Annotated in this window: 22 protein-coding genes; 8 read left to right on the plus strand and 14 right to left on the minus strand. The window is 65.7% G+C overall.

All coding sequences use genetic code 11. The annotated features are described in order from the left end of the window. Positions 1-22: 22 nt before the first annotated feature. Positions 23-1,177, minus strand: a complete 1,155-nt coding sequence (locus R2770_20655) for a sensor histidine kinase (GenBank protein ID MEZ5282875.1) — start codon at positions 1,175-1,177, stop codon at positions 23-25. A gap of 132 nt (positions 1,178-1,309) precedes the next feature. On the opposite strand from R2770_20655, the gene R2770_20660 reads away from it, so the two are divergent. Together R2770_20660 and R2770_20665 are read left to right on the plus strand one after the other, a co-directional pair. Beyond that, positions 1,310-2,266: an ATP-binding cassette domain-containing protein gene (locus R2770_20660; GenBank protein MEZ5282876.1), complete on the plus strand. Its 957-nt coding sequence runs from the start codon at positions 1,310-1,312 to the stop codon at positions 2,264-2,266. After that, positions 2,263-3,000 (plus strand): ABC transporter permease, encoded by a 738-nt coding sequence (locus R2770_20665; protein ID MEZ5282877.1) that lies wholly within the window; start codon positions 2,263-2,265, stop codon positions 2,998-3,000. Before R2770_20660 ends, R2770_20665 begins: the two co-directional genes overlap by 4 nt. Positions 3,001-3,375: 375 nt before the next feature. On the opposite strand, the gene R2770_20670 is transcribed toward R2770_20665, so the two are convergent. The 7 genes from R2770_20670 to R2770_20700 all read right to left on the minus strand — a co-directional run bounded on the left by R2770_20670 (position 3,376) and on the right by R2770_20700 (position 9,476). Next, positions 3,376-3,702 (minus strand): hypothetical protein, encoded by a 327-nt coding sequence (locus R2770_20670; GenBank protein MEZ5282878.1) that lies wholly within the window; start codon positions 3,700-3,702, stop codon positions 3,376-3,378. A gap of 63 nt (positions 3,703-3,765) precedes the next feature. Beyond that, on the minus strand, positions 3,766-4,539 hold the full coding sequence (locus R2770_20675) for a dihydrolipoamide acetyltransferase family protein (protein MEZ5282879.1): 774 nt from the start codon (positions 4,537-4,539) through the stop codon (positions 3,766-3,768). Positions 4,540-4,544: 5 nt separating this feature from the next. After that, positions 4,545-4,988 (minus strand): biotin/lipoyl-containing protein, encoded by a 444-nt coding sequence (locus R2770_20680; GenBank protein MEZ5282880.1) that lies wholly within the window; start codon positions 4,986-4,988, stop codon positions 4,545-4,547. A 13-nt stretch (positions 4,989-5,001) separates the two neighbouring features. Continuing rightward, positions 5,002-6,006 (minus strand): alpha-ketoacid dehydrogenase subunit beta, encoded by a 1,005-nt coding sequence (locus R2770_20685; protein ID MEZ5282881.1) that lies wholly within the window; start codon positions 6,004-6,006, stop codon positions 5,002-5,004. Positions 6,007-6,034: 28 nt separating this feature from the next. Next, on the minus strand, positions 6,035-7,276 hold the full coding sequence (locus R2770_20690) for a thiamine pyrophosphate-dependent dehydrogenase E1 component subunit alpha (protein MEZ5282882.1): 1,242 nt from the start codon (positions 7,274-7,276) through the stop codon (positions 6,035-6,037). 75 nt (positions 7,277-7,351) lie between these two features. Beyond that, positions 7,352-8,446 carry a Zn-dependent alcohol dehydrogenase gene (locus R2770_20695; GenBank protein MEZ5282883.1) on the minus strand — a complete coding sequence of 365 codons (1,095 nt, stop codon included), beginning with the start codon at positions 8,444-8,446 and terminating at the stop codon, positions 7,352-7,354. 133 nt (positions 8,447-8,579) lie between these two features. After that, complete coding sequence (locus R2770_20700) at positions 8,580-9,476, minus strand: LysR substrate-binding domain-containing protein (GenBank protein MEZ5282884.1); 897 nt, start codon at positions 9,474-9,476, stop codon at positions 8,580-8,582. A gap of 98 nt (positions 9,477-9,574) precedes the next feature. Here R2770_20700 and R2770_20705 point away from each other — a divergent pair, with 98 nt between their 5' ends. From R2770_20705 to R2770_20715, 3 genes are read left to right on the plus strand one after another with little or no spacing between them, the layout of a single operon-like run. Next, positions 9,575-10,759 (plus strand): TauD/TfdA family dioxygenase, encoded by a 1,185-nt coding sequence (locus R2770_20705; protein MEZ5282885.1) that lies wholly within the window; start codon positions 9,575-9,577, stop codon positions 10,757-10,759. Further along, a complete protein-coding gene (locus R2770_20710) occupies positions 10,756-11,391 on the plus strand; it encodes a phosphohydrolase (protein MEZ5282886.1) in 636 nt (211 codons plus the stop codon). Before R2770_20705 ends, R2770_20710 begins: the two co-directional genes overlap by 4 nt. Beyond that, positions 11,388-12,374: an NAD(P)-dependent oxidoreductase gene (locus R2770_20715; GenBank protein MEZ5282887.1), complete on the plus strand. Its 987-nt coding sequence runs from the start codon at positions 11,388-11,390 to the stop codon at positions 12,372-12,374. The genes R2770_20710 and R2770_20715 overlap by 4 nt, the downstream gene beginning before the upstream one ends. A gap of 12 nt (positions 12,375-12,386) precedes the next feature. Here R2770_20715 and R2770_20720 read toward each other — a convergent pair whose 3' ends face one another. The 6 genes from R2770_20720 to R2770_20745 are packed head-to-tail and all read right to left on the minus strand — an operon-like array spanning position 12,387 to position 18,063. Continuing rightward, complete coding sequence (locus tag R2770_20720; protein MEZ5282888.1) at positions 12,387-13,334, minus strand: DUF1214 domain-containing protein; 948 nt, start codon at positions 13,332-13,334, stop codon at positions 12,387-12,389. A 33-nt stretch (positions 13,335-13,367) separates the two neighbouring features. Further along, positions 13,368-14,204: an isocitrate lyase/phosphoenolpyruvate mutase family protein gene (locus tag R2770_20725; protein MEZ5282889.1), complete on the minus strand. Its 837-nt coding sequence runs from the start codon at positions 14,202-14,204 to the stop codon at positions 13,368-13,370. Between the two features lie 45 nt (positions 14,205-14,249). Beyond that, positions 14,250-15,371 (minus strand): amidohydrolase family protein, encoded by a 1,122-nt coding sequence (locus R2770_20730; GenBank protein ID MEZ5282890.1) that lies wholly within the window; start codon positions 15,369-15,371, stop codon positions 14,250-14,252. A gap of 59 nt (positions 15,372-15,430) precedes the next feature. Further along, positions 15,431-16,423 (minus strand): D-2-hydroxyacid dehydrogenase, encoded by a 993-nt coding sequence (locus R2770_20735; GenBank protein MEZ5282891.1) that lies wholly within the window; start codon positions 16,421-16,423, stop codon positions 15,431-15,433. 15 nt (positions 16,424-16,438) lie between these two features. Beyond that, entirely contained in the window at positions 16,439-17,215 is a 777-nt protein-coding gene (locus R2770_20740) for a fumarylacetoacetate hydrolase family protein (protein ID MEZ5282892.1), read from the minus strand. Further along, a complete protein-coding gene (locus tag R2770_20745) occupies positions 17,215-18,063 on the minus strand; it encodes a fumarylacetoacetate hydrolase family protein (protein ID MEZ5282893.1) in 849 nt (282 codons plus the stop codon). Before R2770_20745 ends, R2770_20740 begins: the two co-directional genes overlap by 1 nt. A 77-nt stretch (positions 18,064-18,140) precedes the next feature. Between R2770_20745 and R2770_20750 the strand changes: the two genes are divergently transcribed. The 3 genes from R2770_20750 to R2770_20760 all read left to right on the plus strand — a co-directional run bounded on the left by R2770_20750 (position 18,141) and on the right by R2770_20760 (position 22,418). Next, positions 18,141-19,538, plus strand: a complete 1,398-nt coding sequence (locus tag R2770_20750) for an NAD(P)/FAD-dependent oxidoreductase (GenBank protein ID MEZ5282894.1) — start codon at positions 18,141-18,143, stop codon at positions 19,536-19,538. A gap of 65 nt (positions 19,539-19,603) precedes the next feature. Continuing rightward, complete coding sequence (locus tag R2770_20755) at positions 19,604-20,113, plus strand: iron-containing alcohol dehydrogenase (protein ID MEZ5282895.1); 510 nt, start codon at positions 19,604-19,606, stop codon at positions 20,111-20,113. Positions 20,114-20,843: 730 nt separating this feature from the next. Continuing rightward, the gene (locus R2770_20760; GenBank protein ID MEZ5282896.1) at positions 20,844-22,418 is read left to right on the plus strand and encodes an ATP-binding cassette domain-containing protein; all 1,575 of its coding nucleotides are present in this window, start codon (positions 20,844-20,846) and stop codon (positions 22,416-22,418) included. Positions 22,419-22,440 lie beyond the last annotated feature (22 nt).

Genomic DNA, 22,440 nt, shown 5'->3' on the forward strand with positions numbered 1-22,440 from the left:
TCGATCGTTCGTCGTCAACAGGTCACGCCCTGCCCAGAGGCAGCCGCACGTCGACCACCCAACCTCGCCCTGGGGCGGGCCCGGCCGCGAACGTGCCGCCCAACAACTCGGTACGTTCGGCCATTCCGACCAGACCGAACCCACCCGAACCGGCCGCACCGGATGAGCCCGATGGTCTGTCGCCGTCGTCGCAGACGCGCATCGTCAACCAGTTGGTGTCGGCTCCGATCGACACAGACACCCGGGTTGCATTGCGCGCATGGCGCCTGGCGTTGGTGACCGCTTCTTGGGCTATGCGATAGACGGATGCCTGTACGGCGGTGCTCAGGCGGTCTCTCGTTTCTCCCAGGCCGGCGGTGTCGACCTCGACCCGCGGTCGCGCCAGAGGGTCTGCCAGGCTTTCCACGTCAGCCATTGTTGCTTGCGGCGCCAACCCGGTTTCGCGCAGAGCCCCGACCATACGCCTCATCTCGGCGAGGGTTTCGCTGGCCGAGCGCTCGATTGTCTTCAAGGTCTCCAGAGCTGCGGCTGGGTCGGTGTCGACCATCAGTTGGCCGGCCTGGGCCTGTATCGCGATGGCCGAAACGTGATGGGCGACGGTGTCGTGCAGTTCGCGGGCCAGCATCTCGCGCTCGGTCGATCTGGCGTCGTCCACCGCCCGGCGCCTGAGCGACGAGCGATACCTCACCACCAGCGCTGCTGCTGCGAGCAGCAGCCACGGCACCAGCGAACCGAGCGCGACCAACGGCCGCCCGCGGCTGGTGAAGGCGACCTCGGACGTGAACGACGCGGCGACCACCAGGGCGATGCCCACCAACACCTCGCGGCCCGAGGCCCATCTGCACAGTGCCCAAGCGGCAACGATGGCGGCGAACGAGGTCGCCTCGACGATCGCGACATCGCGCCCGGCCAGCTCGGCGACAAACGAAACCACGACCGGAGCTCCGAACACGAAGGCCACGGTGGCAACCGGCTGGACGAAACGAAACCGCAGCGCTGCGGCCGTCGCCAGTGCAATAGCCACGAACAACCAGGGCGAGCCCGGACGCTCGGGCAGGTACGAGGCCACCCCGAAGGCCGCTATCAGGGCGACGAAGGCCCACGACCGCCGCCGCCAGGTCGGTTGTTCGGCGACGCGAGGCTCGACCAACGCCTCGTGTAGGTAGTCGACGATCACATCCCAAGAGTACGAAAGCGGGAGCGCTGTTCGTATCGGCCGAAAGTACGAGTTGCCAACCGGCCTATCGGCCGGGCTCAGATCAGCCTCAGTGCCGATGCGGCCGCCGCCTCGGTCGAACAGGGTTTGGGCATGAAGTCACACACCAAACCCAACGCAGCGACCCTGCCGGTCGTCAGGGTCGAATCGCTCACGAAGAGATACGACGATCACGTGGCGGTCGATTCGCTGTCTTTCGAAGTGCCGACCGGCCAGGTCATCGGACTTCTCGGCCCGAACGGCGCGGGAAAGACCACTGCGATGAAGATGATCGTCGGCCTGGTCAAGCCCACCTCCGGACGGGCCGAGCTGCTCGGCGTGTCGAGCGACGAGCCGGCCTTCGGCCACGCGCTGCGCAGGGTCGGCAGCCTCATCGAGTCGCCGGCGCTGTACCGCAACCTGTCGGCCCGCCAGAACCTGCAGCTTCAGGCCAAGGCGCTTGGTGTCGAGGCGACGCCGTCGCTGGTCGACGAGCTGCTCGAGCTGGTCGACCTTGCCGATCGAGCCGACGATCGCGCCCGCTCGTACTCGTTGGGAATGAAGCAGCGGCTGGGAATAGCCGTGGCGATGGTGGGCAAGCCAGAACTGATCATCCTGGACGAGCCGGCCAATGGCCTGGATCCCGCCGGAATCGTCGAGATCAGACGCCTGCTGAGGCGCCTGCCCGAAATGGGTACCACCGTGCTGGTGTCGTCCCACCAGCTGAACGAGGTGCAGAAGGCAGCCGACAGCCTGGTGGTCTTGGATCGTGGCCGCCTCATCGCCTGCGGCACGACCGACGAGATCATCGGGTCGCAGACGTCGGCTTCGTTCCAGATTCGGCTGGCCCCCAATGAGCTCTCGTCCGCCATCGCCGCGCTGTCGGCACACGGCGTGGCCGCGACCACCGAGTCGGTCGACCAGCTGAGCGTGACGCTGGCAGACGGATGGCGCGGCCGCGACCTCAACCGCTTGCTCGCTGAGGTCGGCGTCTACGCAGACCAGATAGTCCACAACACCGTTTCGCTAGAGGAAGCCTTCCTCGCCATGACACAAGGAGCACAAAAGTGATCGCCGCCGAGTTCTACAAGATCAAGACCCAGCGCACGCCCTACGCGGTGTTCGGCGCGATGCTGGCCGCGTCCCTGGCACCTTCGTTGGTGCTCGTGTTCTACACACCGTCGGCAACCGATGTCTATGTGCAGGCATTCCAACTGACCTATTCGGTCTTTGCCGTTCTGTTAGCGGTGGTGTTCGGAGGCTGGGTGCTCGGCACCGAGTACCGGCAAGACACGGTCAAGCGGATGCTCACCGCCGAACCTCGCCGCATGCGAAACCTGTGGTCGAAGGCGGCCGTCGGCTTCGCGGTGCTTTGCAGCGCACTGACAACAGTTGCGCTGGTCGGCTGGTCGGCAGCGTGGCTGGTCGGCCAGATGAACGACGTCGGCGTCGAGTTCATATGGCAAGACCTGCTGGCTGCCGGCGTGATGGCCCTGGTCGCTGCGGCAATGTCGTTCGCGCTGTCGGCGCTGACCAGGTCTGATGCGTTCGCGATGGTCGCCACGACCGGCACGTTGCTGATCCTCGATCCGCTGCTGTCGGCGATACCCAGGTTCGGCAAGTACACCCTCGGGTCGGCGATGGCCGTCGTGTCCACCGAGATCGAGGGGTTGGGTTCGGCTGTTGCAGACCCGTTGCCCGGGTCGGCCCAGCTGGGGCTCGGGGCCGCGGCGGTCACCGTAGCCTTGTGGCTCGCTGTGCTGGTGGGTGCGGGCGTGGCCCGGTTCGCTCGCTCGGACGTGTGATGCCGCTCGGGTGATGGCACGCACCTCTGCCCGCATCTTTGCGGCAACTTGGTGGGTGGGCCCTTTGTTGCGGCCAGGTTGGATTCACTGTCCCACCCCCTGTTTAGGGTTTGAGGCGTGACAGAGGTGCTGGTGGTGCTCAGCGGCGCCGATCAACTAGAGGTGATGGATGTCGCCGGGCTCGAAGCTGAGCTCGGCGGCATTCGCCGTGTGCGCGCCCGTTTGGACGGCCACGAAGCCCGTTTGCTGAACGCCCTGACCAAGGCCCGTCAACGTGCTGCCAACCGCAAGGGCAAGCAGTCGGAGGGTGGAACCAAGCCGGTTCCTGGGCCGCCTGCGCCGTCGCGTAAGGCCCAACGCGAGGGCGAGGCCAGGTCACGGCGGCTGACAGCCAATCCCGATGTCGCCGAGGCATTGGAGGGTGGGGACATCAACTCCGAGCAGGCCGACTACCTGACGCAATCTGATCTGCCCGAAGAAGTCAGGTCCCGACTCTTGGCAGAAGCGAAAGGTCAGTCGGCGGACGAAACCAAAGCGGCGGTTCGTGAAGCAGAACGCGAACAAACCCGCGAAAACCCCGAAGAACGCCTGGCCCGTCAACGCAGAAGCAGGCGGGGATGTGAGGCCCACCATCTGCAGCATCGCGAACACGGCGGAACGACCGACCTCGACAACCTCGCCCTGTTGTGCCCACACCACCACGACCGCTTACACGCCAAGAACACCCGGCTGGTCATGGGCCACACACCAGACAGAACAAGCGCCTCAGTCGACGAACAACAACGCCGGAGTCTCCAGAAGCGACTTGATCCGCTGTATGAACACAGCGGCGTCCCAGCCATCGACCATGCGGTGATCGAAGCTCGACGAGAGGTTCATCATCTTTCGCGGCACAAACGCGTCGTCGACCCATACGGGCCGCACCTCGATCTTGTTGACGCCGATGATGGCCACCTCGGGCGCATTGATGATCGGTGTTGTAACAACCCCACCCATCGCACCCAGCGATGTGATGGTGATGGTGGAACCCGTCAGCTGATCGCGGGTCGCCGAGCCGTCGCGGGCCGCACCCGCGACCGCGGCGATCTCGTCGGCCAGTGCTCGCAGCCCCAGCGTTTCGCAATGCCTGGCAACCGCCACCCGAAGCCCATCGTCGGTCTGGGTGGCTATGCCGATGTCGACCGACCCGAAAACGGTCAGTGTCTCGGCCTCGTGGTCATAGTGAGCATTCAGCTGGGGCTGGTCGCGCAAGGCCACCACGATGGCCCTGGCGATGAAAGGCAGCAGCGTCATCCGCGACGATGCGTCGTCGATCGAACGATTCAGCTCGGCCCTGGTGCGCTCGAGTTCGGAAACGTCAACCGATTCGACATAGGTGATGTGTGGAACGTCCGACCACGTCTGGGCCATCCGCTTGGCTATCTGGCGCCTGACGCCGCGCACGGCAACCACCTCGGAGCCGCCAACACTGTGGACAGCAGAGCCCCCGGCGCATATCGAGATCGTCGTGGGTGACCCGGCCAGCCGGCCCGGTGCCATTCACCTCACCAAGCTCGATGCCCAGGTCCTTGGCGCGCTCGCACTGCGGGTGCTGCAAGAACTCGTGCCGTACGGGCCGTGTCGATGCCCTCGTCGAGCGGTGTAGCGACCGCGGCAGGCGAGGCTGCGGCTGTCTCAACCTCAACTCGAGATTCAGGCTCGACCACCGAACGCGGCAAATCTGCAGAGTCGGAACCAGAACCACCACCCTCGGTCTCGATGTCGATCAGTGGTCCGCCGACGGCCAGGATGTCGCCAGGCTGCCCATGAAGGGCCGCCACCCTGCCGGCCACAGGTGAACTGACCTCGACATTGGCCTTGTCGGTGAGCACCTCTGCCAGTGCCGATTCGGTCGTCACCTCGTCGCCGACGGCCACCAGCCACTCGATCAGCTCGGCCTCGGCAACTCCCTCGCCCACGTCGGGCAGCCTCATCTGGAACACGCTCACCGGCACACCACCTTTATGAGCGAAGGGCGCGAAGCATGGCCTCGCCAACACGCTTGGGGCCAGGGAAATAGAACCATTCGTGGGCGTGTGGATAGGGCGTGTCCCATCCGCAGACCCTCTCTATGGGCGCCTCCAGGTGATAGAAGCATCGCTCCTGCACCGTGGCACTGAGTTCGGCGCCGAAACCCGAGGTGCGCGTGGCCTCGTGAACTATCACACATCGACCGGTCTTGGAAACCGACTCGACGATGGTGTCGAGATCCAGCGGCACCAAGGTGCGCAGATCGATTATCTCCGCATCGATCTCGTATTCGGCCGCAGCAGCTTCGGCCACGTGAACATGTGTGCCATAGGTCAGCACGGTCAGCGCGTCGCCCCGGCGATGCACCCGCGCCTTTCCCAACTCGACGGTGTAGTAACCCTCGGGTACCTCGCCAAGTGGATGCTTGGACCACGCCACGATCGGCCGGTCGTGGTGACCGTCGAAGGGACCGTTGTAGAGCCGCTTGGGCTCGAGGAACATCACCGGGTCTTCGTCTTCGATGGCCGCAAGCAGCAGTCCCTTGGCGTCGTAGGGGTTCGACACCACCACGGTGGTCAGACCAGCGACATGGGTGAACAACGCCTCGGGGCTCTGCGAATGGGTCTGGCCTCCGAAGATGCCGCCGCCTGTGGGCATACGAACCACCAGCGGGGCCGAGAAGTCGCCCGCCGACCGGTGCCTCAGCCGGGCGGCCTCGGACACGATCTGGTCGTAGGCCGGGTACATGTAGTCGGCGAACTGGATCTCGACACAGGGGCGCAAGCCATAGGCGGCCATACCGATGGCCGCGCCGACAATGCCCGACTCGTTGATGGGGGCATCGAAACACCGGTGGCTGCCAAACCGCTGCTGCAAACCCTGGGTGCAGCGAAACACGCCACCGAAGTACCCGACGTCCTCACCGAACACGACCACCCGGTCATCGCGCTCCATGGCCACCACGTGGGCATCGCGGATGGCCTCGATCATGGTCATCGAACGAGAAGCTCCAACCGACGACATGTCAGCCCCCGATCTGATCGCGCTGCTCGATCAGATGACGCGGCAGCTCGTGATAGACGTCGTCGAACATGGTGCGGGGGTCGCTGATGTGCCCGTCTTTGACCGAGCCGTGCGAATCGGCCTCGACGAACGCGGCCTCGACCTCGCCAGCAACCTCGGCCTCGAGATCGGCGTGACGGGATTCGTCCCATTCGCCAAGCCAGATCAAGTGGCGCTTGAGCCGATCGACTGGGTCGCCCAGCGGAAACTTGTCGCCCTCGTCGGCGGGCACATACACGGTTGGGTCGTCTGAGGTCGAGTGTGCGCCTCGCCGCAGGGTGATCCACTCGATGAGCGTGGGCCCCAGGTTTGTCCTGGCCCGCTGGGCCGCCCACTGAGAAGCGGCGTACACGGCCAGATAGTCGTTGCCGTCGACCCGGATGGCCGGGATGCTGAAGCCATAACCTCGGTCGGCGAACGTGGCGGACGATCCGCGGGCGAAATCCTCGGGCGTCGAGATGGCCCACTGGTTGTTGACGATGTTCAAGATCACCGGCGCCCGGTAGGTCGAGGCGTACACCAACCCGGCATGGAAGTCGGACTCGGCGGTGGCACCCTCGCCGATCCACGCCGAAGCGATCTCGGTTCCGCCACGCATGGCCGACGCCATCGCCCAGCCCACGGCCTGAATGTATTGGGTGGCGAGGTTGCCCGAGATCGAGAAGAAGCCATATTCCTTGGCCGAGTACAGGATCGGCAGCTGCCTGCCCTTCAGCGGATCCTCGGTGTTGGACAGGATCTGGTTCATCATCGTCACCAGCGGGTAGCCCGCCGCAATCAGCAAGCCCGCCTGGCGGTAGGTCGGAAAGTGCATGTCGCCCGGACGCAGCGCCCGCTGCTGGGCGCACGCTATGGCCTCTTCGCCAAGCGAGCGCATGTAGAACGAGATCTTCCCTTGGCGGTGCGACCTGAGCATGCGGGCGTCGAAGGTTCGCAACAAGACCATGTCACGAAGGCCGCGGACTTTGGCCTCGACGGTCAGGTCAGGCGCCCACTCGCCAACCGCCTCGCCGTCGGCTGCGATCACGCGCACCAGTTGCTTGCGCATCAGGGCAACACGCTCGACCTTCTCGTCGAGCGCGGGCTTGCGCATCTCGCCCGCCTTGCTGATGTATTGCACCCGGTCGGCCGGATGGTCGCCTCGCGCCGGTTCGGGAATCTGGAGCCTGAGGCGGGGCTCGCCGCTGTCAGGCACTTCGGTCATGTATCGAATGTGACTTGGTTCACGTCCGAAGTCAACAGCGGGTGCGCGGGCCGAGCCGGTGGCGGCTCGAGCCTCTCAGCGGCTGAAGTCGATGACCGTGCGTGTGGCCTCACCCTTGCGAAGCCACTCGTAGCCCTCGTTGATGTCGTCGAGCGAGATGACGCCCGAGATCATCTCGTCGAGCATCAGCCTGCCGTCGAGGTACATGTCGACGTACTTGGGCATGTCGACCCTGAACGCGTTGGAGCCCATCATCGAGCCCTTCAACGTCTTCTCCATCATGAAGATCTCGTAGCCGGTGATCTCGATCTTTTCGCCGAAGGGCATCATCCCTATGCCCACCGCGGTGCCCCCGATGCCGGTCATCTTCCAGGCCTGCTCGTAGGTCTCCTTGCGCCCGATGGCCTCGAAGGAATAGTCGACGCCGCCTCCGGTCATCTCCCTCACCGCTTCTACCGGGTCGACCTCGGTGGCGTTGATGGTGTCGGTTGCGCCCATCTGGCGGGCGACCTCGAGCTTGGCATCGGAGATGTCGATAGCGATGGTGCGCCCGGCGCCGGCGATGCGACAGCCCTGGATCGCCGACAGGCCGATGCCGCCCGCACCGATCACCGCGCAGACAGAGCCCGGTTCGATCTTGGCGGTCTTGAACACGGCGCCAACGCCGGTCGTGACACCACATCCGATCAGGGCGGCCCGGTCGAGGGGCATGTCGTCGCGGATCTTCACGATTGCGTTCTGGTGGACCAGCATCTCCTCGGCGAAGCCACCCAGCCGGGCGAACTGGGCCACGGCCTGGCCGTCTGGGGTCTGCAGGCGCGAGCCGCCATCGGCCGGTCGAGCGGTTGCGGCGTTGTTCGAGCACCGGTTCGGGTGACCGGTGAGGCAGTGGTTGCAGTGACCGCAGAAGACCGACAGGCAGCTGATGACGTGATCGCCGGGTTTCACGTAGGTGACGTCGCTGCCGACGGCCTGCACGACGCCCGCCGACTCGTGACCCATCACACACGGCAGGCCGGTCTGCCACAGACCGTCCATGAAGTGCAGGTCGCTGTGACACAGGCCCGCGTGGGTGGTCTGGATGAGCACCTCGTTCGCCGCGGGCTTGTCGACCCTGATGTCGTCGATTTGTAGATCGCCAGGAATCTGGTGAAGTACTGCTGCTCTCATCTGGTTCCCCCTGTTTCGGCTGTGCAAACAGTAGGTGCCAACGCGTCGGGGCGCACAGTGGCCAGAAGCCGGTCCACGGCCGCGGCCGGCGAGGCCAGTGCAGCGTTGCGTGAATCTGGCTGACCGAATCGGCTCACCCGACCTGCTGCTCGAGCCAGCCGATCAGCGCAGCCACCGCGGCCGAGGGCTCGCCCAGGGGCCAGGTGACGTAATAGCCCCGCGTCGACTGGACCTCTGGACCAACGACGGTGAGAGCATCGCCAGCCACCAGATCGTCGATCAGATGACGCCAACCCAGCGCCACACCCCTACCGGCCAGCGCCTGTTGCAGCACCATCGGATAGTTCTGGAACAGCACCCGGCCCGGTTCGCGGCGCAGCGTCAGCCCGAAGTGAGCGAGCCAGTCGGCCCAGGTCATCCACGGATGATCGCCGTCGTCCATGTGAACAAACGGAGCCGAATAGACCTGCTCGGCAGTGCTGTTGGCATCGAGACCCCACTCGGCGGCAAACGCAGGCGACGCAACCGGCACCACCGACTCGCCGAACAACAGCCGGCTGCTCTGGCCGGCGAACCGACCGTCGCCCACCTGAACCGACGCGTCGAATCCGCCCGCCGCAAGTTCGCTCTGGCGCCCGAACAGCCACAGCCTCAGCTCGAGCGCACCCAGCGCCCCGGTTAGGCCGTCGAGCCTCGGAACCAGCCACAGCTGGGCGATGCCGGGGTGAGCGGCCAGCACGAACGTGCCCGCGTGGTCTGCCAGTTCGGCCAAGCCGGCCTCGACGGTGTCGAAGCCCGCAGCGACATGAGCATGGAACCGGGCGCCTATGTCGGTGAGGCTGCTGCGGTTGGATGTGCGGGTGAACAGTTCGACGCCCAGGCGCGCCTCGAGCGCGCGTATCTGTGTGGTCACCGCCGGCTGGGTCATACCCAACTCGGCGGCCGCAGCCGAGAAGCTGCCCAGACGACCGGCCGCCTCGAACACGGCAAGGCGCTGAAGTCGGTCGATACGTTCAACCAGCTGTCGCACGATGCACCACCTTCGCCTTGGCCATAACTACAGCTTATGGTCGCCCCACAAAACTGGCGGGTATCGACAGGCGCGACGTTCCAGCACAGTTGTCACCCATGACCGCAACCGACGAGCTGCAGACCTCGGAAGACCTATCGCTGCATCGGACCTCTGTCACTGCCACAGCCGCCGATGGTGGCATTCGCCTGAGTTGGGGTGACATGTCGGCCCAGCTCCACCCGCTGTGGCTGCGCGACCGCACGACCGAACCGGGCCAGATAGACAGCACAAACCGGCAACGGCTGTTCACGCCCGCCGATATCGACCCGACAACTCGGGTGATCGGATGCGCACTGGCGGGCGACGTGATGACGGTCGAGTTCTCCGACGGCCACAGCGCCAACCTGTCGATCGCCACCATCACCCGCGACCTGGGCTGGGTTGCCGATGCCGAAGACCCGCCGGCCGCCGAACCCTGGAGCGAGCCGCTTGACCCCATCCCCTATTTCGATTGGGCCGGCATCGGCTGGGGCGACGACGAGGCAGATGTCGACGCGGTGATCGCGTTCCTCGAAGCGTTCTATCGGCACGGTTACGTGGTGTTCCGCAACGTCACCACCGATGAGGGAACGGCGGCCAGGGTCGCCAACCGCATCGGCTATATCTCGGGCCAGAACTTCGGCTGGGTGTTCGACGTGCGGACCGAAGCCAACCCCACCGATCTGGCCTACACCTCCATCGAGTTGCTGGCCCACACCGATGAGCCATACCGCCGCGAGCCTCCGGGCATCCAGCTACTGCACTGCATCGCCAACGAGGCACCCGGCGGCGAATCGACCCTGACCGACGGGTTGGCCGCAGCGCTGGCGCTCGAAGCCGAACACCCCGCATGGCACCGCGCTCTGACGCAGACCGACGTCGAGTTCCGCTATGACATGGGCACCGACACCGTCGTCAACCGCGGCCGCATCCTCGAATACGACGACGCCGGGCGCTACCGCTCCATCAGGTTCAACACCAAGCTCGACGTGGCGCTGCCCAGGCCCGGCGCCGACATCGCCGGCTGGTACGCCGGCCGACGTTGGCTGACACAGTGGGCCAACCACCCACAACACCAGACGACGTTTCGCCTCGAGCCAGGCGACCTGCTGTTCATGGACAACCACAGGGCGATGCATGGACGCAATGAGTTCGACGCTGCCAAGGGCCGCCGCCATCTGCAGGGTTGCTACATAGAGCACAACGGTCCCGACACGATGTACCGCCTCGCTCTGCGTCGACGTGCAAAGCTCGCGCAATGACCGAGCCCATCATCGAACGACATGCGTTCACCGGCGACATTCCCACAGGGGTCGTGTCGTTCACAGCCATGGCCGATGGAACCACCGACGATTACGCCCTGCTCGACCGCTACGAGCGGGCATATGCCTCCGCGCTGCCCGATCGCATCCTCGAGGCGCTGAGAGCCCTGGATGGCTCGATGGGCGGCTATCAGATCAGCCGGCTGCAGCATTCGCTGCAATCGGCCACCAGGGCCAGGCTCGACGGCGCCTCGGTCGACTGGGTGGCGGCGGCACTGGTGCACGACATCGGAGACGAACTGGCGCCGTTCAACCACAGCGAGCTGGCCGCCACGGTGCTGCAGCCCTACGTGGCCCAGGAGGTCCACTGGGTGATCCTGCACCACGGCGTGTTCCAGAGCTACTACTACGCACATCACCTCGGCGGCGACCGCAACGGCCGCGACAGGTTCGCCGACCACCCGTGGGCACCCCTGTGCGCCGAGTTCTGCGCCCGCTGGGACCAGAACTCGTTCGACCCCGCCTTTGACACCCTTCCGCTCGAGGCGTTCGAGGACGACGTACGCGAGGTGTTCGGCCGAGTCGCCTGGGACCCTGCCGTCGTGGCCGTCGGCTCCGAGAGGTTGACATGACAACCACCAGCCAAACCAGCCCAATCGACGGACGGGTCGGTTTCATCGGCCTCGGCAATGTGGGCGCAAAGCTGGCCGGCTCGTTGCTGCGCAACGGCGCCGACCTGGTGGTTCTGGATCTCGACCCGGCCGCGATGCAACCGTTCGTCGATGGCGGAGCCGCCGCAGCCGAATCGCCCGCCGCCTTGGCCGCCGCTTGCCAATTCGTCATCACCTGCCTGCCTTCGCCCGCCGCCTCGGCGCTTGTCATGGAGGCGCCGGACGGGTTGTTGTCGGCCATGCAGCCGGGCTCGGTTTGGATGGAGATGTCGACAACCGACGAGGCCGAGGTCAAGCGGTTGGGCGCTCTGGTGCAACAAAGCGGCGGCCACCCGGTCGACTGCCCGGTATCGGGTGGATGCCACCGAGCCGCCACCGGCAACATAGCGATCCTGGCCGGCTGCGATCGTCCGGTCTTCGAACGGATCCTGCCGATTCTGACCATCCTGGGGCGCCAGGTCCTTCACACCGGCCCGCTGGGGTCGGCGTCGGTGCTGAAGGTGGTGACCAACTATCTGGCCACCGCGAACCTATTGAGCATCACCGAGGCGCTGGTAACCGCCAAAGCCGCGGGCATGGACATGAACACCACCTACGAGGCCATACGTATCTCGTCAGGCAATTCGTTCGTCCACGAGACCGAGAGCCAGGTGATCCTGAACGGTTCGCGCGACATCAGCTTCACCATGGATCTGGTGCTGAAAGACATCGGCTTGTTCCAGGCCATCGCCGATCGCCACGGTGTGCCGCTGGAGCTGAACCCCGAGATGATCCGCATCTTCGAGGACGGCGCGACCCGCTATGGCATGCGCGAGTGGTCGCCCAACATCATTCGCCGTCTGGAGGACGCCACCGGGTTGTCGGTACTGGGGCACGGCTTCCCGGCCGAGATGACCGACGACGAGCCAGAGCAGCGCGGCGCCGAGATCGTCGCCAAGCGCTGACGATCGCGGGTCTCAGTCGACCACCGGCTCTGGCATAGGGAATTTCCAGGTGCCATTGCGAATCTCGTCCGAGGGCCCATACAGACGCACCGCCGCGTTCCAGCCAGGCATGGTGGCGAGCCGGTTGGCAAGCCCCTCGGGCCCACCGAAGTTCACGGTGATCGTGCCGTCCGGGTTGCGAAGCGCCGTCTGATTGTTGATCGAATAGACCTTGGCATCGTTGGGCTGCACATACCCATCGGCGTCATAGACGGTTATCGACCAGAAATCGCGCACCGGTACGTCGCCGACCGTCAGCGCGCAGTGCGTCGGGTACTCGGCCGGGTTGAAGATGCCGACATAGCGCACGTGGTGGTCGGGAATACCGGCCCAGCCGTTGGCCACGCCGAGCAATCGCCTCACGGGGTCGAGTTCGCCCTCGTCACCGAACGAACCCACAGGCCCGTTACCCCACGCGCGCAAAGCCGCTAGATGGGACCTGATGGCGTCGAGGTCGTCGTGTGACCAGTCGGGAATCTCGAAGCTCCCCTTATCGGCCTGTTCGACCGTGATCGCGTCTTGCAGGTCGTTGACCGCGGCGATGTCGGCCTCGTCGAGGGCGTTGACGAAGATGCGGTACATGATCCACACATAGCGGGTGCCGATGTCGGCCTCGCTGAGCGAGTAACTGCCCGGCTGGGTGGTCAACAGCTTGACGTAGTGGTCTTGGCTGATCGCGGTGAGCGAGAGGTACCGGTCGGTCTGGGGCAGGCTGAGCGTGATGGGGTTGGTCAGGTCGAACACACCCAGGGCGTACATGAAGTCGTAGCACTGGCGCACGATGACTGCGTCGGCGGGTTCCAGCGGCCGCGGATCTTTCGAGAAGTTCCCGATGCCGACCTTGTCGACCAAGCGAGCGAAGTTGATGTCGGACTCTGCTCTGGGGAAGTCGTCGAGGGTGACTCTGCGGCCTGTGTGCATGGTTCGAGCATCGCAGAGTGGTGTCGGGCGACCTCAATCGAAGGCGGTCAGCATGGCGTCGATGTCTGTGCCCGAGATGCCGTTGCCGAGTCGGCTGAAGTCGCCGTCGTCGAAGATCGCCCTGGCCGCGTCGACGATGGCGCGGTGGGTGGTGCGCGCCAGCGCCGAACCCAGCGAGATGCGCGCCACACCCGCGTCTGCGAACTGCTGGTGCGTAACCCGGGTGAACGGTCCGGCCGCCAGCGCGTTCACGGGCACGCTCACCGTGGCACAGATACGTGCGACGGCGTCGAGGTCGGCCGGCATCGGCAGATACACCGCGTCGGCGCCCGCAGCCTCGAAAGCCTGAAGACGCCGGATGCCTTCGTCGAGGTCGTAGGACCTGTTGAGAACACCATCTGCACGGGCCAGCAACACGAAATCGTCGGGAAGCGAGCGGGCAGCTTGAACCGCCGCAGCGATGCGATCGACGGCCAAATCGAACTCGTAGGCACCCGAGCCCGGCAGGTCGGTGTCCTCGATCGATATTCCGCCGAGCCCGGCCGCGGCAGCCAGGCGAACGGTGGTTGCCACTGCCTCGGCATCTCTGGCGAACCCGTTCTCGAAGTCGCCCGACACGGGAAGCGGCGTGGCCTTCACCAGCATCTCGGCATGGGCTAGGGCTTCGTCTCGGGACACATGACCCATGTCTGGACGGCCCAGGGTGAACGCGTGCGCCGCCGACGAGGTGCCTATCGCCTGGGCACCCAGCGCCGCCAGAACCCGCGCCGAACCCGCGTCCCAGGCGTTGGCCAGCACGAACGGGTCGCCTGGTCGGTGCAACTCGCGCAGCCGGGCACCAGCGGATTGGGTCTGTCGTTCGCCTGTCATGTCACACAGCTTCGCAGCAGGGCGCACCCGCCGCGAGCCCATTTCTCACAGGTTCGCGACGTCGATGCCGTACAGGTCGATGACGTTGCCCCAAACCATCTGCTCGACCTCGTCTTCGGGCACCCCGGCGAAGATGTCCTCCAACACCGACATCGAGTTGGGCCAGATCGAGTCGTGGTGCGGGTAGTCGTTGCCCCACAACAGGTTGCCGATGCCGATTTCGTGGCGGGTGGCGACGCCCTGGGCGTCGTCTTCGAAGGTGACGTAGAAGTTGCGATCGAAATACTCCGACGGCTTCATCGTGAGGTCGTCGGAGAGCTCCCACGGCGTGCGGTAGGCGGCATGGTCGAAACGCTGCTTCCAGTGCGCAACCCAGCCGGTCTCGAACTCGGCCGAGATGAACCTCAGGCCGGCGAAGCGTTCGACGACCCCGCTCATGATCAGGTCCATGATCGAGTTGACGACCGTGATGTGGGCCATGGTGTAGCCCTTGGTGGTGCCGCCCGGGGTGCCGAAATGGGCCGGCAGGCCACAGTCGAAAGACGACCCGGTGAAGATGTGCATCGTCACCGGCAGGTTCATCTCTTCGAGCACCGCCCACAACGGGTCGTACATGGGGTCGCTGTACGGCTTGTCGAGCGGGGCGTGCGAAGGGATCGAAAAGCCGCGCACACCCAGCGATCCGGCGCGCTTGGCCTCGGCTACCGAGGCCTCGACATCGGGAACCGGCAGACAGCCGATGCCGATCAGGCGGTCGCGGTTGGGTGCGCAGTAGTCGAGGATCCAGTCGTTGTGTTGGCGAAACGCCGCGGCACGAATGTCGTCGTCGGTGACGGCGAAGGTGAACATCGACAGGCTGGGATACATCACCTCGCCCGCGATGCCGTCCTGCTCTTGTTCCGCAAGGCGTTTGGTCGAGTCGACCACTCCGGGGTTGAGCCCCTCATAACCCGCTGCGATGAGGGCCTCGGTTTCGGGGTCATCGAGCTTGTGGCCGGCTATGCCGAACCGTCCGACCGAGACCCTGGGCTGGCCGTTCACGGTCAACATCAGACCCTTCTCGGGCACATCGACGATGTGCGGGGCCAGTTCGCCGAAGTGTTCGGCCAGGCCCTCGAACACCTCGGCCCCCTCGACGACGTGTGAGTCGCATGAATAGAACCGCATCTTCGTCCCCCTCGACGGTCGGTTGCTATCCGCTCACTCTGTCACACATGGGCTGGTGTTCAGAAGCCTGCCCGCTTGTCGACCACACCCTCGAAGGGCAAGCCAGACTGTGCGTTGACCAGGTTGCGGACGAATCTGGCCACGTTGCGTGGAGCCCGCAGCTGGCTGGCCCCGGCGGTGTGGGGTGTCATGGCCACGTTCGGCAGATGGAACAGAGGATGCTCGGGCGGCAGCGGTTCGCCGGGCGCAACGTCTAGCGCCGCCCCGGCAAGGTGACCCGATCGGAGCGCGGCGACGAGGGCGTCGCCGTCGACGATCTCGCCCCTGGTGACGTTCACCAGATAGCTGCCCGGCTTCATCTTGGCGAACAGGTCCGAGTCGAACATGGCATGGGTCTGGTCGGTCAGGGGCAGGTTGACCGACACGACGTCGGCCTGTGCGAGTAGGTCGTCGAGACGGTCGGGCCCCCATACCTCGACAACACCGTGGTCGGGCGCGGCGGGAAACCAGTCGACGGCGATGGTCTTCATGCCGAAGGCAACCGCTCGTCTCGCCATCTCCCTGCCGGTGCCACCAAACCCGACCAGGCCCATCGTCAGGCCGGCCAGCTCGATCTCGTTGCGCCTCATCTCGACCCGGTGATTCCAGGCGTCTGGCCCCAGCCGCACCGCAGTGTGGATCTGACGGGTGAGGGCCAGCAGCAATCCCCAGCCGGTGTCGGCCAGATGGCCGCCCACGAGGCCTTTCTCGCCGGTCAGCACGACGTCGCTTTCGACGAACCGTTCGAACATGAACATGTCGACGCCCGACGCTGTGGCGTGGATCCATCTGAGGTTGGGCGCAGCGGCGAAGAAGTCCTCGTTGAGGATGCCGAGCATCACCTCGACGTCGCCAGCGTGGGCGAACGCGTCGCGAAGCCCCGACACGACCTCGACGGTGCTGCCCGGGGGCGCGGCGGCGCGGATGTCGTCGATGAATGGCGACGCGTCCATCATCGTCAATCCCTCGACGACCAGGATGTTCACCGGCCCGTTCAGCTCGATGCTTGTCATGGCACCCCTCCCCTGTCAGACGACTTGTATCTCGACTCGACCGATGCCGTCGAAATCACACGCCCAGCGCTCGCCGGGCCTGGCCGCAAACCGCGCGAACGCGCCGGTGATGACGCGTTGGCCCGCCCGCAAACCGCGCCCATGCCGCGCCAGTTGCTCTACGAGGCGACACAACGAAACGGCGTGATCGTCGAGGTGGTCGCTGGACACACCCTCGAAGACCTGGGTGCCGTTGCGGAACATGCGCACCGTGGTGGCCGACAGTGTTGCCGCCGTCCGCGCGTGATCTGGCCCCGGGGCGATGCCTGTGCCGTGCACTATCCCCCAGTTGGTCAGGCAGTCGGTCACCAGAACCGGAAAGTCCGGCCTGGCCGACCCGGGCCTGGCCTCGTTCAGCTCGAGCCCGGCGCTCACCTCGGCGACGAAGTCGAGAATCCGATCGGGACCGATGTCTGGGTCGGCGATGTCGGCCCCCATGGTGAAGCACATCTCGGCCTCGATCGACAGGTCGCGGATTGCAGCAGCAGCCACGGATTCGCCCGACGCTAACACCTTGTCGGCCAGCACGAAACCGAAGGGCCGCTCGTCTGCGCCCAACTTCTGCCGGGATGACTCGGATGTGAGCCCGACCTTCCAGCCACCGATCGTGGCGCCGCGCTCGAGCAGGTCGTCCAGCACTGCCAGTTGCAGGTCGAGCGCCTGATGAAGGTCTATTGCGCCAACCAGCCAGGCGGGAGCGAAGTCGCCGTTCGCCCTGGACGCGATGAGCCGCTGGGTCAGATCGGTGTCCATCAGCTCTCGCCGATCACCGGATTGCGGAGAACTCCGATGCCCTCGACCTCGCACTCGACCACTTGGCCAGGCATCAGCCAGCGTGGCGGATCGAAACCACCACCCGACCCCTCGGGCGAACCGGTGGCGATGACGTCGCCGGGCAACAGTTCGAGGGCCGTCGACAGGTACGAGATGATCTGGGCCACCGACTTGATCATCTCGCCCGTGCTGGCGTCCTGGCGCACCTCGCCATCGACCCTGGCCACCAGGCGCAGGGCCTGCGGGTCGGCGATCTCGTCAGAGGTGACCATCCAGGGTCCGATCGAACCCGACCGCTCGAAGTTCTTTCCGGCGCTGACCGAGTGCCGCTGCCATTCCCGAACCGATCCGTCGTTGACGATGGTCCAGCCCGCGACGACGTCCAGAGCCGACTCGACAGGCACGTGCCGAGCGCGCCGACCAATGACCGCGGCCAGTTCAGACTCATGGTCGAACGTCGGCGAGACGCGTGGGGCAACCAGGGGCTGAAGGTGCCCCACGAGGGTGCCTGGCACCTTCGTGAACCACGGTGGGAACTGGGGCGTAGGCGGTGGTGTGCCTCCGGCCGGATACTTCTTCGCATAGTTGAGGCCGATGGCGAAGACCCGTCCCGACTGGGCCAAAAGCGGTGAGAACTCGATGTCGTCGAGCGCGAAATCGACGGCCTTGGCGGACGCAACCAGATCGCGCCAGTCGGGCAGGTTCAGCAGATGGTGCATCGACCGGGCCCGGTCTGGATGCCGGGTGGTGAGGTCGTACACACCGTCGCCCAACAGCACCCCGACGCCGGCCCGTTGACCTGGGGCGATGAACTCGAGCACGCGCATGAGGCGACACTACGCGCGCCCGGCCGCCGACGCTCAGGCGGGCCTCGATCGACCACGAACACCTACGATTCGCGACGATGATCGAGCACCACCACCCGCATCGCGATGCCAGCATCGGCCGGCGGCGGTTCCTGGGTATCGGCGCGCTCGCCGCGCTGGCGGTCAGCACCGGATGCGCCGAGCCGTTCGATGAGACCGAACCGTCCGACGAGACCGCGACCTTCGACGACGCAGAGCGCTTCGATGTCGTGGTCGTGGGTGCAGGCGTTGCAGGCCTTACCGCCGCCAGGGCATTGGCCGAAGAGGGCCTGGGCGTCGTGGTTCTGGAGGCCGACGCAATCGCCGGCGGCCGGGTGCGCACCGACCGCAGCCTGGGGGTGTCCTTCGATCTAGGTGCCAGCTGGATTCACGGCACCGACGGCAACCCTGTCACCGACCTGGCCGATGCGGCCGGGGCGTCGGCCATCGAACTCGACTTCGAAGACATCGTCTTGTTCGACGCCCGGGGGCGCAAGGTGCCAGGCGAGCAGGTCGCATTCGCCGCAGCAAGGCTCGAAGACCTCACCCGTGCAGTGGTCGACGACGCCGACAGCGGCGAGACCTTCGTCGAGGTTCTCGAGCGTCTCGAGCCGGCCTGGGCCGACGATCCCCTGCTGCGCTTCTTCGCCATCAACTACCTCGAGTTCGACACCGGAGATCTCGACCGCCTGTCGGGCGAACTGGCCGACGAGGGCGACGAGTTCGACGGTCCCGAGGTTGTGATGACCGACGGCTACGACCGCATCGTCGACCTGCTGGCCGCCGACTTGGACGTGCGGCTGAGAGTGCAGGTCGACCGAGTGGTCGACGAAGGCCCGATGGCGACCGTCTGGTCCGGCGACCGGGCGTTCGTAGCGGGCCGTGCAATCGTTGCAGTTCCCCTGGGCGTGCTGAAGGGCGGAAACATCGACTTGTCCCCCGCCCTGGCCGGCGACAAGGCCGAGGCGATCGACGCCGTCGGGTTCAATGCCGTCGAGAAGTTCCTGGTGACCTTCGAGGAGGCGTTCTGGGACGATGCCGACTTCCTCGGCCTGGCCGCGGCCCAGCCAGACGCCTTCAGCCTGTTCGTCAACATGAACCGTCTGATTCCCGGATCGAACGCCTTGATGACCTTCGCCTACGCAGACGGGGCCAGGATGGCCGCCGGCCTTTCCGACGACCAGTTGGGTTCGGCCATCGCCGCCAACTTGCGGTCGATGTATGGCAGCGGCGTTGGCGAGCCCACAGGGTTGCGACGCAGCGGTTGGACGAACAACCCCCTCTTCGGTGGTGCGTATTCGTTCGTTTCGGCCCAAACACGGATGCGACATTTCGATGCGCTCGCGGCGCCCGTGGGCCGAATCCACTTCGCGGGCGAACACACCAGCCGCGCCTATTTCTCGACGGTTCACGGAGCCCACCTCAGCGGCCTCCGAGCCGCCGAGGAGGTTCTGTAGGTCTGAATCTTCGACAGGGTCCAACGACCGGGGCGCCAGAGGCCCGGTGGGCGTACGATCACCGCATGAGCGGGTCTGCTTTCGCTTTCCACCTGTCGACTCGGATCGTTTGGCACACACCGGCGGCCGAAGCCGTGGTGTCCGAGCTTTCGGCGATGGGTATCAGCCGTGCGCTGTTGGTAACCGACCCCGGCCTGGCCGCAACACCGATACCCGGCAGCATCGCGTCTGCCCTCGAGGCAGCGGGTGTTGCCGTGGCCGTTTGCACCGAGGTGCACCCGAACCCCACCACCGACGATGTAGCCGCCGCCCGGCTGGCCGCCGAAACCCAAGACGCTCAGGCCGTGGTGGCCGTCGGCGGCGGGTCGGCCATCGACGTGGGCAAGGCCACAGCGATGCTGCTGGCCAACGGCGGGCAGTACTCGCACTATCAGTGGGACGGAAAGCCGATCGAGGTTCCAAGCATCGCTTTCGTGGCTGTTCCCACCACTTCCGGTACGGGCAGCGAGGTCAGCAAGGTCGCCGTCATCTCCGACCCGTCGCAACCGTTCAAGAAGGGCGTTCGAGCCCGCTGATGGCGGCCCACGCCGCCGTGCTCGACCCCGAACTGACGGTTGGGCTGCCACCGCTGCTGACCGCCGCGACCGGAATCGACGCCTTCGTCCACGTTCGAGGCCTACGTGGGGCGCAATGCCAACCCAATCAGCGACCTGTTCGCGATCGAGGCGATGCGACTGGTGCTCGGCGCAGTCGAGCGGGCGACGGCCGATGGCACCGACCTGGATGCCAGGCACGACATGATGCTGGCAGCCGTGTACGGCGGCATCGCCATGGATCAGGCCGGGTTGGGGCTGGTGCACGCCATCGCCGGCGGGCTCGGCGGCCATGTACACCTGCACCACGGCATGGCCGTGGCCATGCTGCTGCCCCACGTGGCTGCCTTCAACCTGCCCGACGTAGACGAGCACAGGCTGCGCCGCCTCGATTCGCTGTTCGCAGTATCGACGACACAGGCCGGTGATCGCCTGGTCGAGTCGATCGACAGCCTGTTGAACCGCCTGTCACTGCCGACCTTCATCGGTGCCGCAGGGGCCGAGTCGCGTGGGGTCGACTGGAACGCGGCCGTCGAAGACTCGATGCGGATGGTGATGATCCACAACAACCCCGAACCGCCGACGCCGACGATTGCCGAACAATCATCGATCTCGTTCGCTCCGACCGCTGAGGTCGTCGAGCCGCCCCTGCTTCGGGCCCGGCCGCGACAATTTTGCGCTGCCCGGCTGCTGAAACCGCGATACTGCCCTGATGGGAGCTCTAGACGTACGCGGGCTCGGCTTCGACCTGCCAGACGGTCGCACCCTGTTCAGCGACGCCTCTTTTCGAATCGGCGATGGCGACAAGGTTGCGCTGGTGGGGGCCAACGGAGCCGGCAAGACCACCTTGCTGCGCATAGTCGCGGGCGACGAAAAGCCCACGGCAGGAGCCGTCCACATCGAGGGCCGCCTGGGTGTAATGCGCCAGTTCATCGGGTCTATCCGCGATGGGCGCACTGTGGGCGATTTGCTGCTGGAGCTGTCGGCGCCCGACCTTCGTGCCGCGGCCGAGCGCCTGGCCCGCGCCGAGGCCAACGCCGAAGGTGGCGATGACGAAGCGATGCTGCGTCTGGCGAACGCCCATCAAGCGTGGGGCGATGCGGGGGGCTGGGACGCCGAGGTGACGTGGGACATCTGCACGTCGGGCGCTCTGCGCCAGACCTTCAACCAGGCCAGAGACCGACCGCTCTCGCAGCTCAGCGGTGGCGAACAGAAGCGTCTGGCACTGGAGGCGCTGCTGCGAGGCGACGACGACGTTCTGGTGCTGGACGAGCCCGACAACTACCTGGACATCCCCGCGAAAGAGTGGTTGGCCGACGCGATCCGCTCGTGCCCCAAGACGGTTCTGCTGGTCACCCACGACCGCCAGCTGCTCAGCGAAGTGGCGACAAAGATCGTGACCATCGAAGGCGGAACTGCCTGGACGCACGGCGCGGGCTTCGACACCTACGACGACGAGCGCGAAGCCAGGCGAACGCGCCTCGACGAGGAGTTCGCCAGGCACGAAGAAGAGCGCAAACGCCTCAAGAAGCTGCTGGTCGAGTACCGGGTGAGGGCCACCATCTCCGAAAAGTTCGCACCACGTATTCGTGAAACCCAAAAGCGCATCGAGCGCCACGAGGGCGCTCCTCCCCCACAACGTGTGCGCGACCAGAACATCGACGTGCGGCTGGTCGGCGGGCGGACCGGCAAGAGAGCCCTTCGCATCTCCGATCTCGAGATCGCGGGCCTGACAGACGAGTTCTCGATCGAGATCGACGCCGGCGAACGTGTTGCCGTCGTCGGTCCGAATGGCACGGGCAAGAGTCACTTCCTACGGCTGCTTGCGGGCGAGCCGGTCGAACACAGTGGTGAGCTCAAGCTCGGCGCAAACGTGACACCGGGACACTTCAACCAGACTCACCAGCACCCCGAGTGGGCCGGGATACCCATCGTTGACCTGATCGCAAAGGGACCTGGCGATCGCAACCGCGCCATCGGCGCGCTGCGACGATACGAGCTGGCCCAGGCGGCCGACCGCACCTTCGACACCCTCAGCGGAGGTCAGCAGGCCCGCCTGCAGATCCTGCTGCTGGAGCTGGCAGGTTCGACCCTGCTGCTGCTCGACGAGCCGACCGACAACCTCGACCTCGAATCGGCCGAGGCGCTCGAGCGTGGCCTGGCAGCATTCGAGGGCACCGTCATCTCTGTGTCGCACGACCGCTGGTTCTTGAAATCGTTCGACCGGTTCCTGGTGTTCGACCGCGACGGCAGCGTCGTCGAACTAGACGAGCCGCTATTCGCCTGATGTTGCAGCATCTAAAGTTCTG

This window comes from Acidimicrobiales bacterium (assembly GCA_041394185.1).
Taxonomy (GTDB): domain Bacteria; phylum Actinomycetota; class Acidimicrobiia; order Acidimicrobiales; family Poriferisodalaceae; genus JAAETH01.

Bases quoted from the DNA above. Each gene is read 5' to 3' on its own strand.
- R2770_20740 (MEZ5282892.1), bottom strand. From the start codon at position 17,215: ATGGACACCGATCTGACCCAGCGGCTCATCGCGTCCAGGGCGAACGGC.
- R2770_20760 (MEZ5282896.1), top strand. From the start codon at position 20,844: ATGGGAGCTCTAGACGTACGCGGGCTCGGCTTCGACCTGCCAGACGGT.
- R2770_20725 (MEZ5282889.1), bottom strand. From the start codon at position 14,204: ATGACAGGCGAACGACAGACCCAATCCGCTGGTGCCCGGCTGCGCGAG.
- R2770_20730 (MEZ5282890.1), bottom strand. From the start codon at position 15,371: ATGCGGTTCTATTCATGCGACTCACACGTCGTCGAGGGGGCCGAGGTG.
- R2770_20720 (MEZ5282888.1), bottom strand. From the start codon at position 13,334: ATGCACACAGGCCGCAGAGTCACCCTCGACGACTTCCCCAGAGCAGAG.
- R2770_20745 (MEZ5282893.1), bottom strand. From the start codon at position 18,063: ATGCGCGTGCTCGAGTTCATCGCCCCAGGTCAACGGGCCGGCGTCGGG.
- R2770_20695 (MEZ5282883.1), bottom strand. From the start codon at position 8,446: ATGAGAGCAGCAGTACTTCACCAGATTCCTGGCGATCTACAAATCGAC.
- R2770_20755 (MEZ5282895.1), top strand. From the start codon at position 19,604: ATGAGCGGGTCTGCTTTCGCTTTCCACCTGTCGACTCGGATCGTTTGG.
- R2770_20675 (MEZ5282879.1), bottom strand. From the start codon at position 4,539: ATGGCACCGGGCCGGCTGGCCGGGTCACCCACGACGATCTCGATATGC.
- R2770_20710 (MEZ5282886.1), top strand. From the start codon at position 10,756: ATGACCGAGCCCATCATCGAACGACATGCGTTCACCGGCGACATTCCC.
- R2770_20660 (MEZ5282876.1), top strand. From the start codon at position 1,310: ATGAAGTCACACACCAAACCCAACGCAGCGACCCTGCCGGTCGTCAGG.
- R2770_20735 (MEZ5282891.1), bottom strand. From the start codon at position 16,423: ATGACAAGCATCGAGCTGAACGGGCCGGTGAACATCCTGGTCGTCGAG.
- R2770_20685 (MEZ5282881.1), bottom strand. From the start codon at position 6,006: ATGACCATGATCGAGGCCATCCGCGATGCCCACGTGGTGGCCATGGAG.
- R2770_20690 (MEZ5282882.1), bottom strand. From the start codon at position 7,276: ATGACCGAAGTGCCTGACAGCGGCGAGCCCCGCCTCAGGCTCCAGATT.
- R2770_20750 (MEZ5282894.1), top strand. From the start codon at position 18,141: ATGATCGAGCACCACCACCCGCATCGCGATGCCAGCATCGGCCGGCGG.
- R2770_20705 (MEZ5282885.1), top strand. From the start codon at position 9,575: ATGACCGCAACCGACGAGCTGCAGACCTCGGAAGACCTATCGCTGCAT.
- R2770_20715 (MEZ5282887.1), top strand. From the start codon at position 11,388: ATGACAACCACCAGCCAAACCAGCCCAATCGACGGACGGGTCGGTTTC.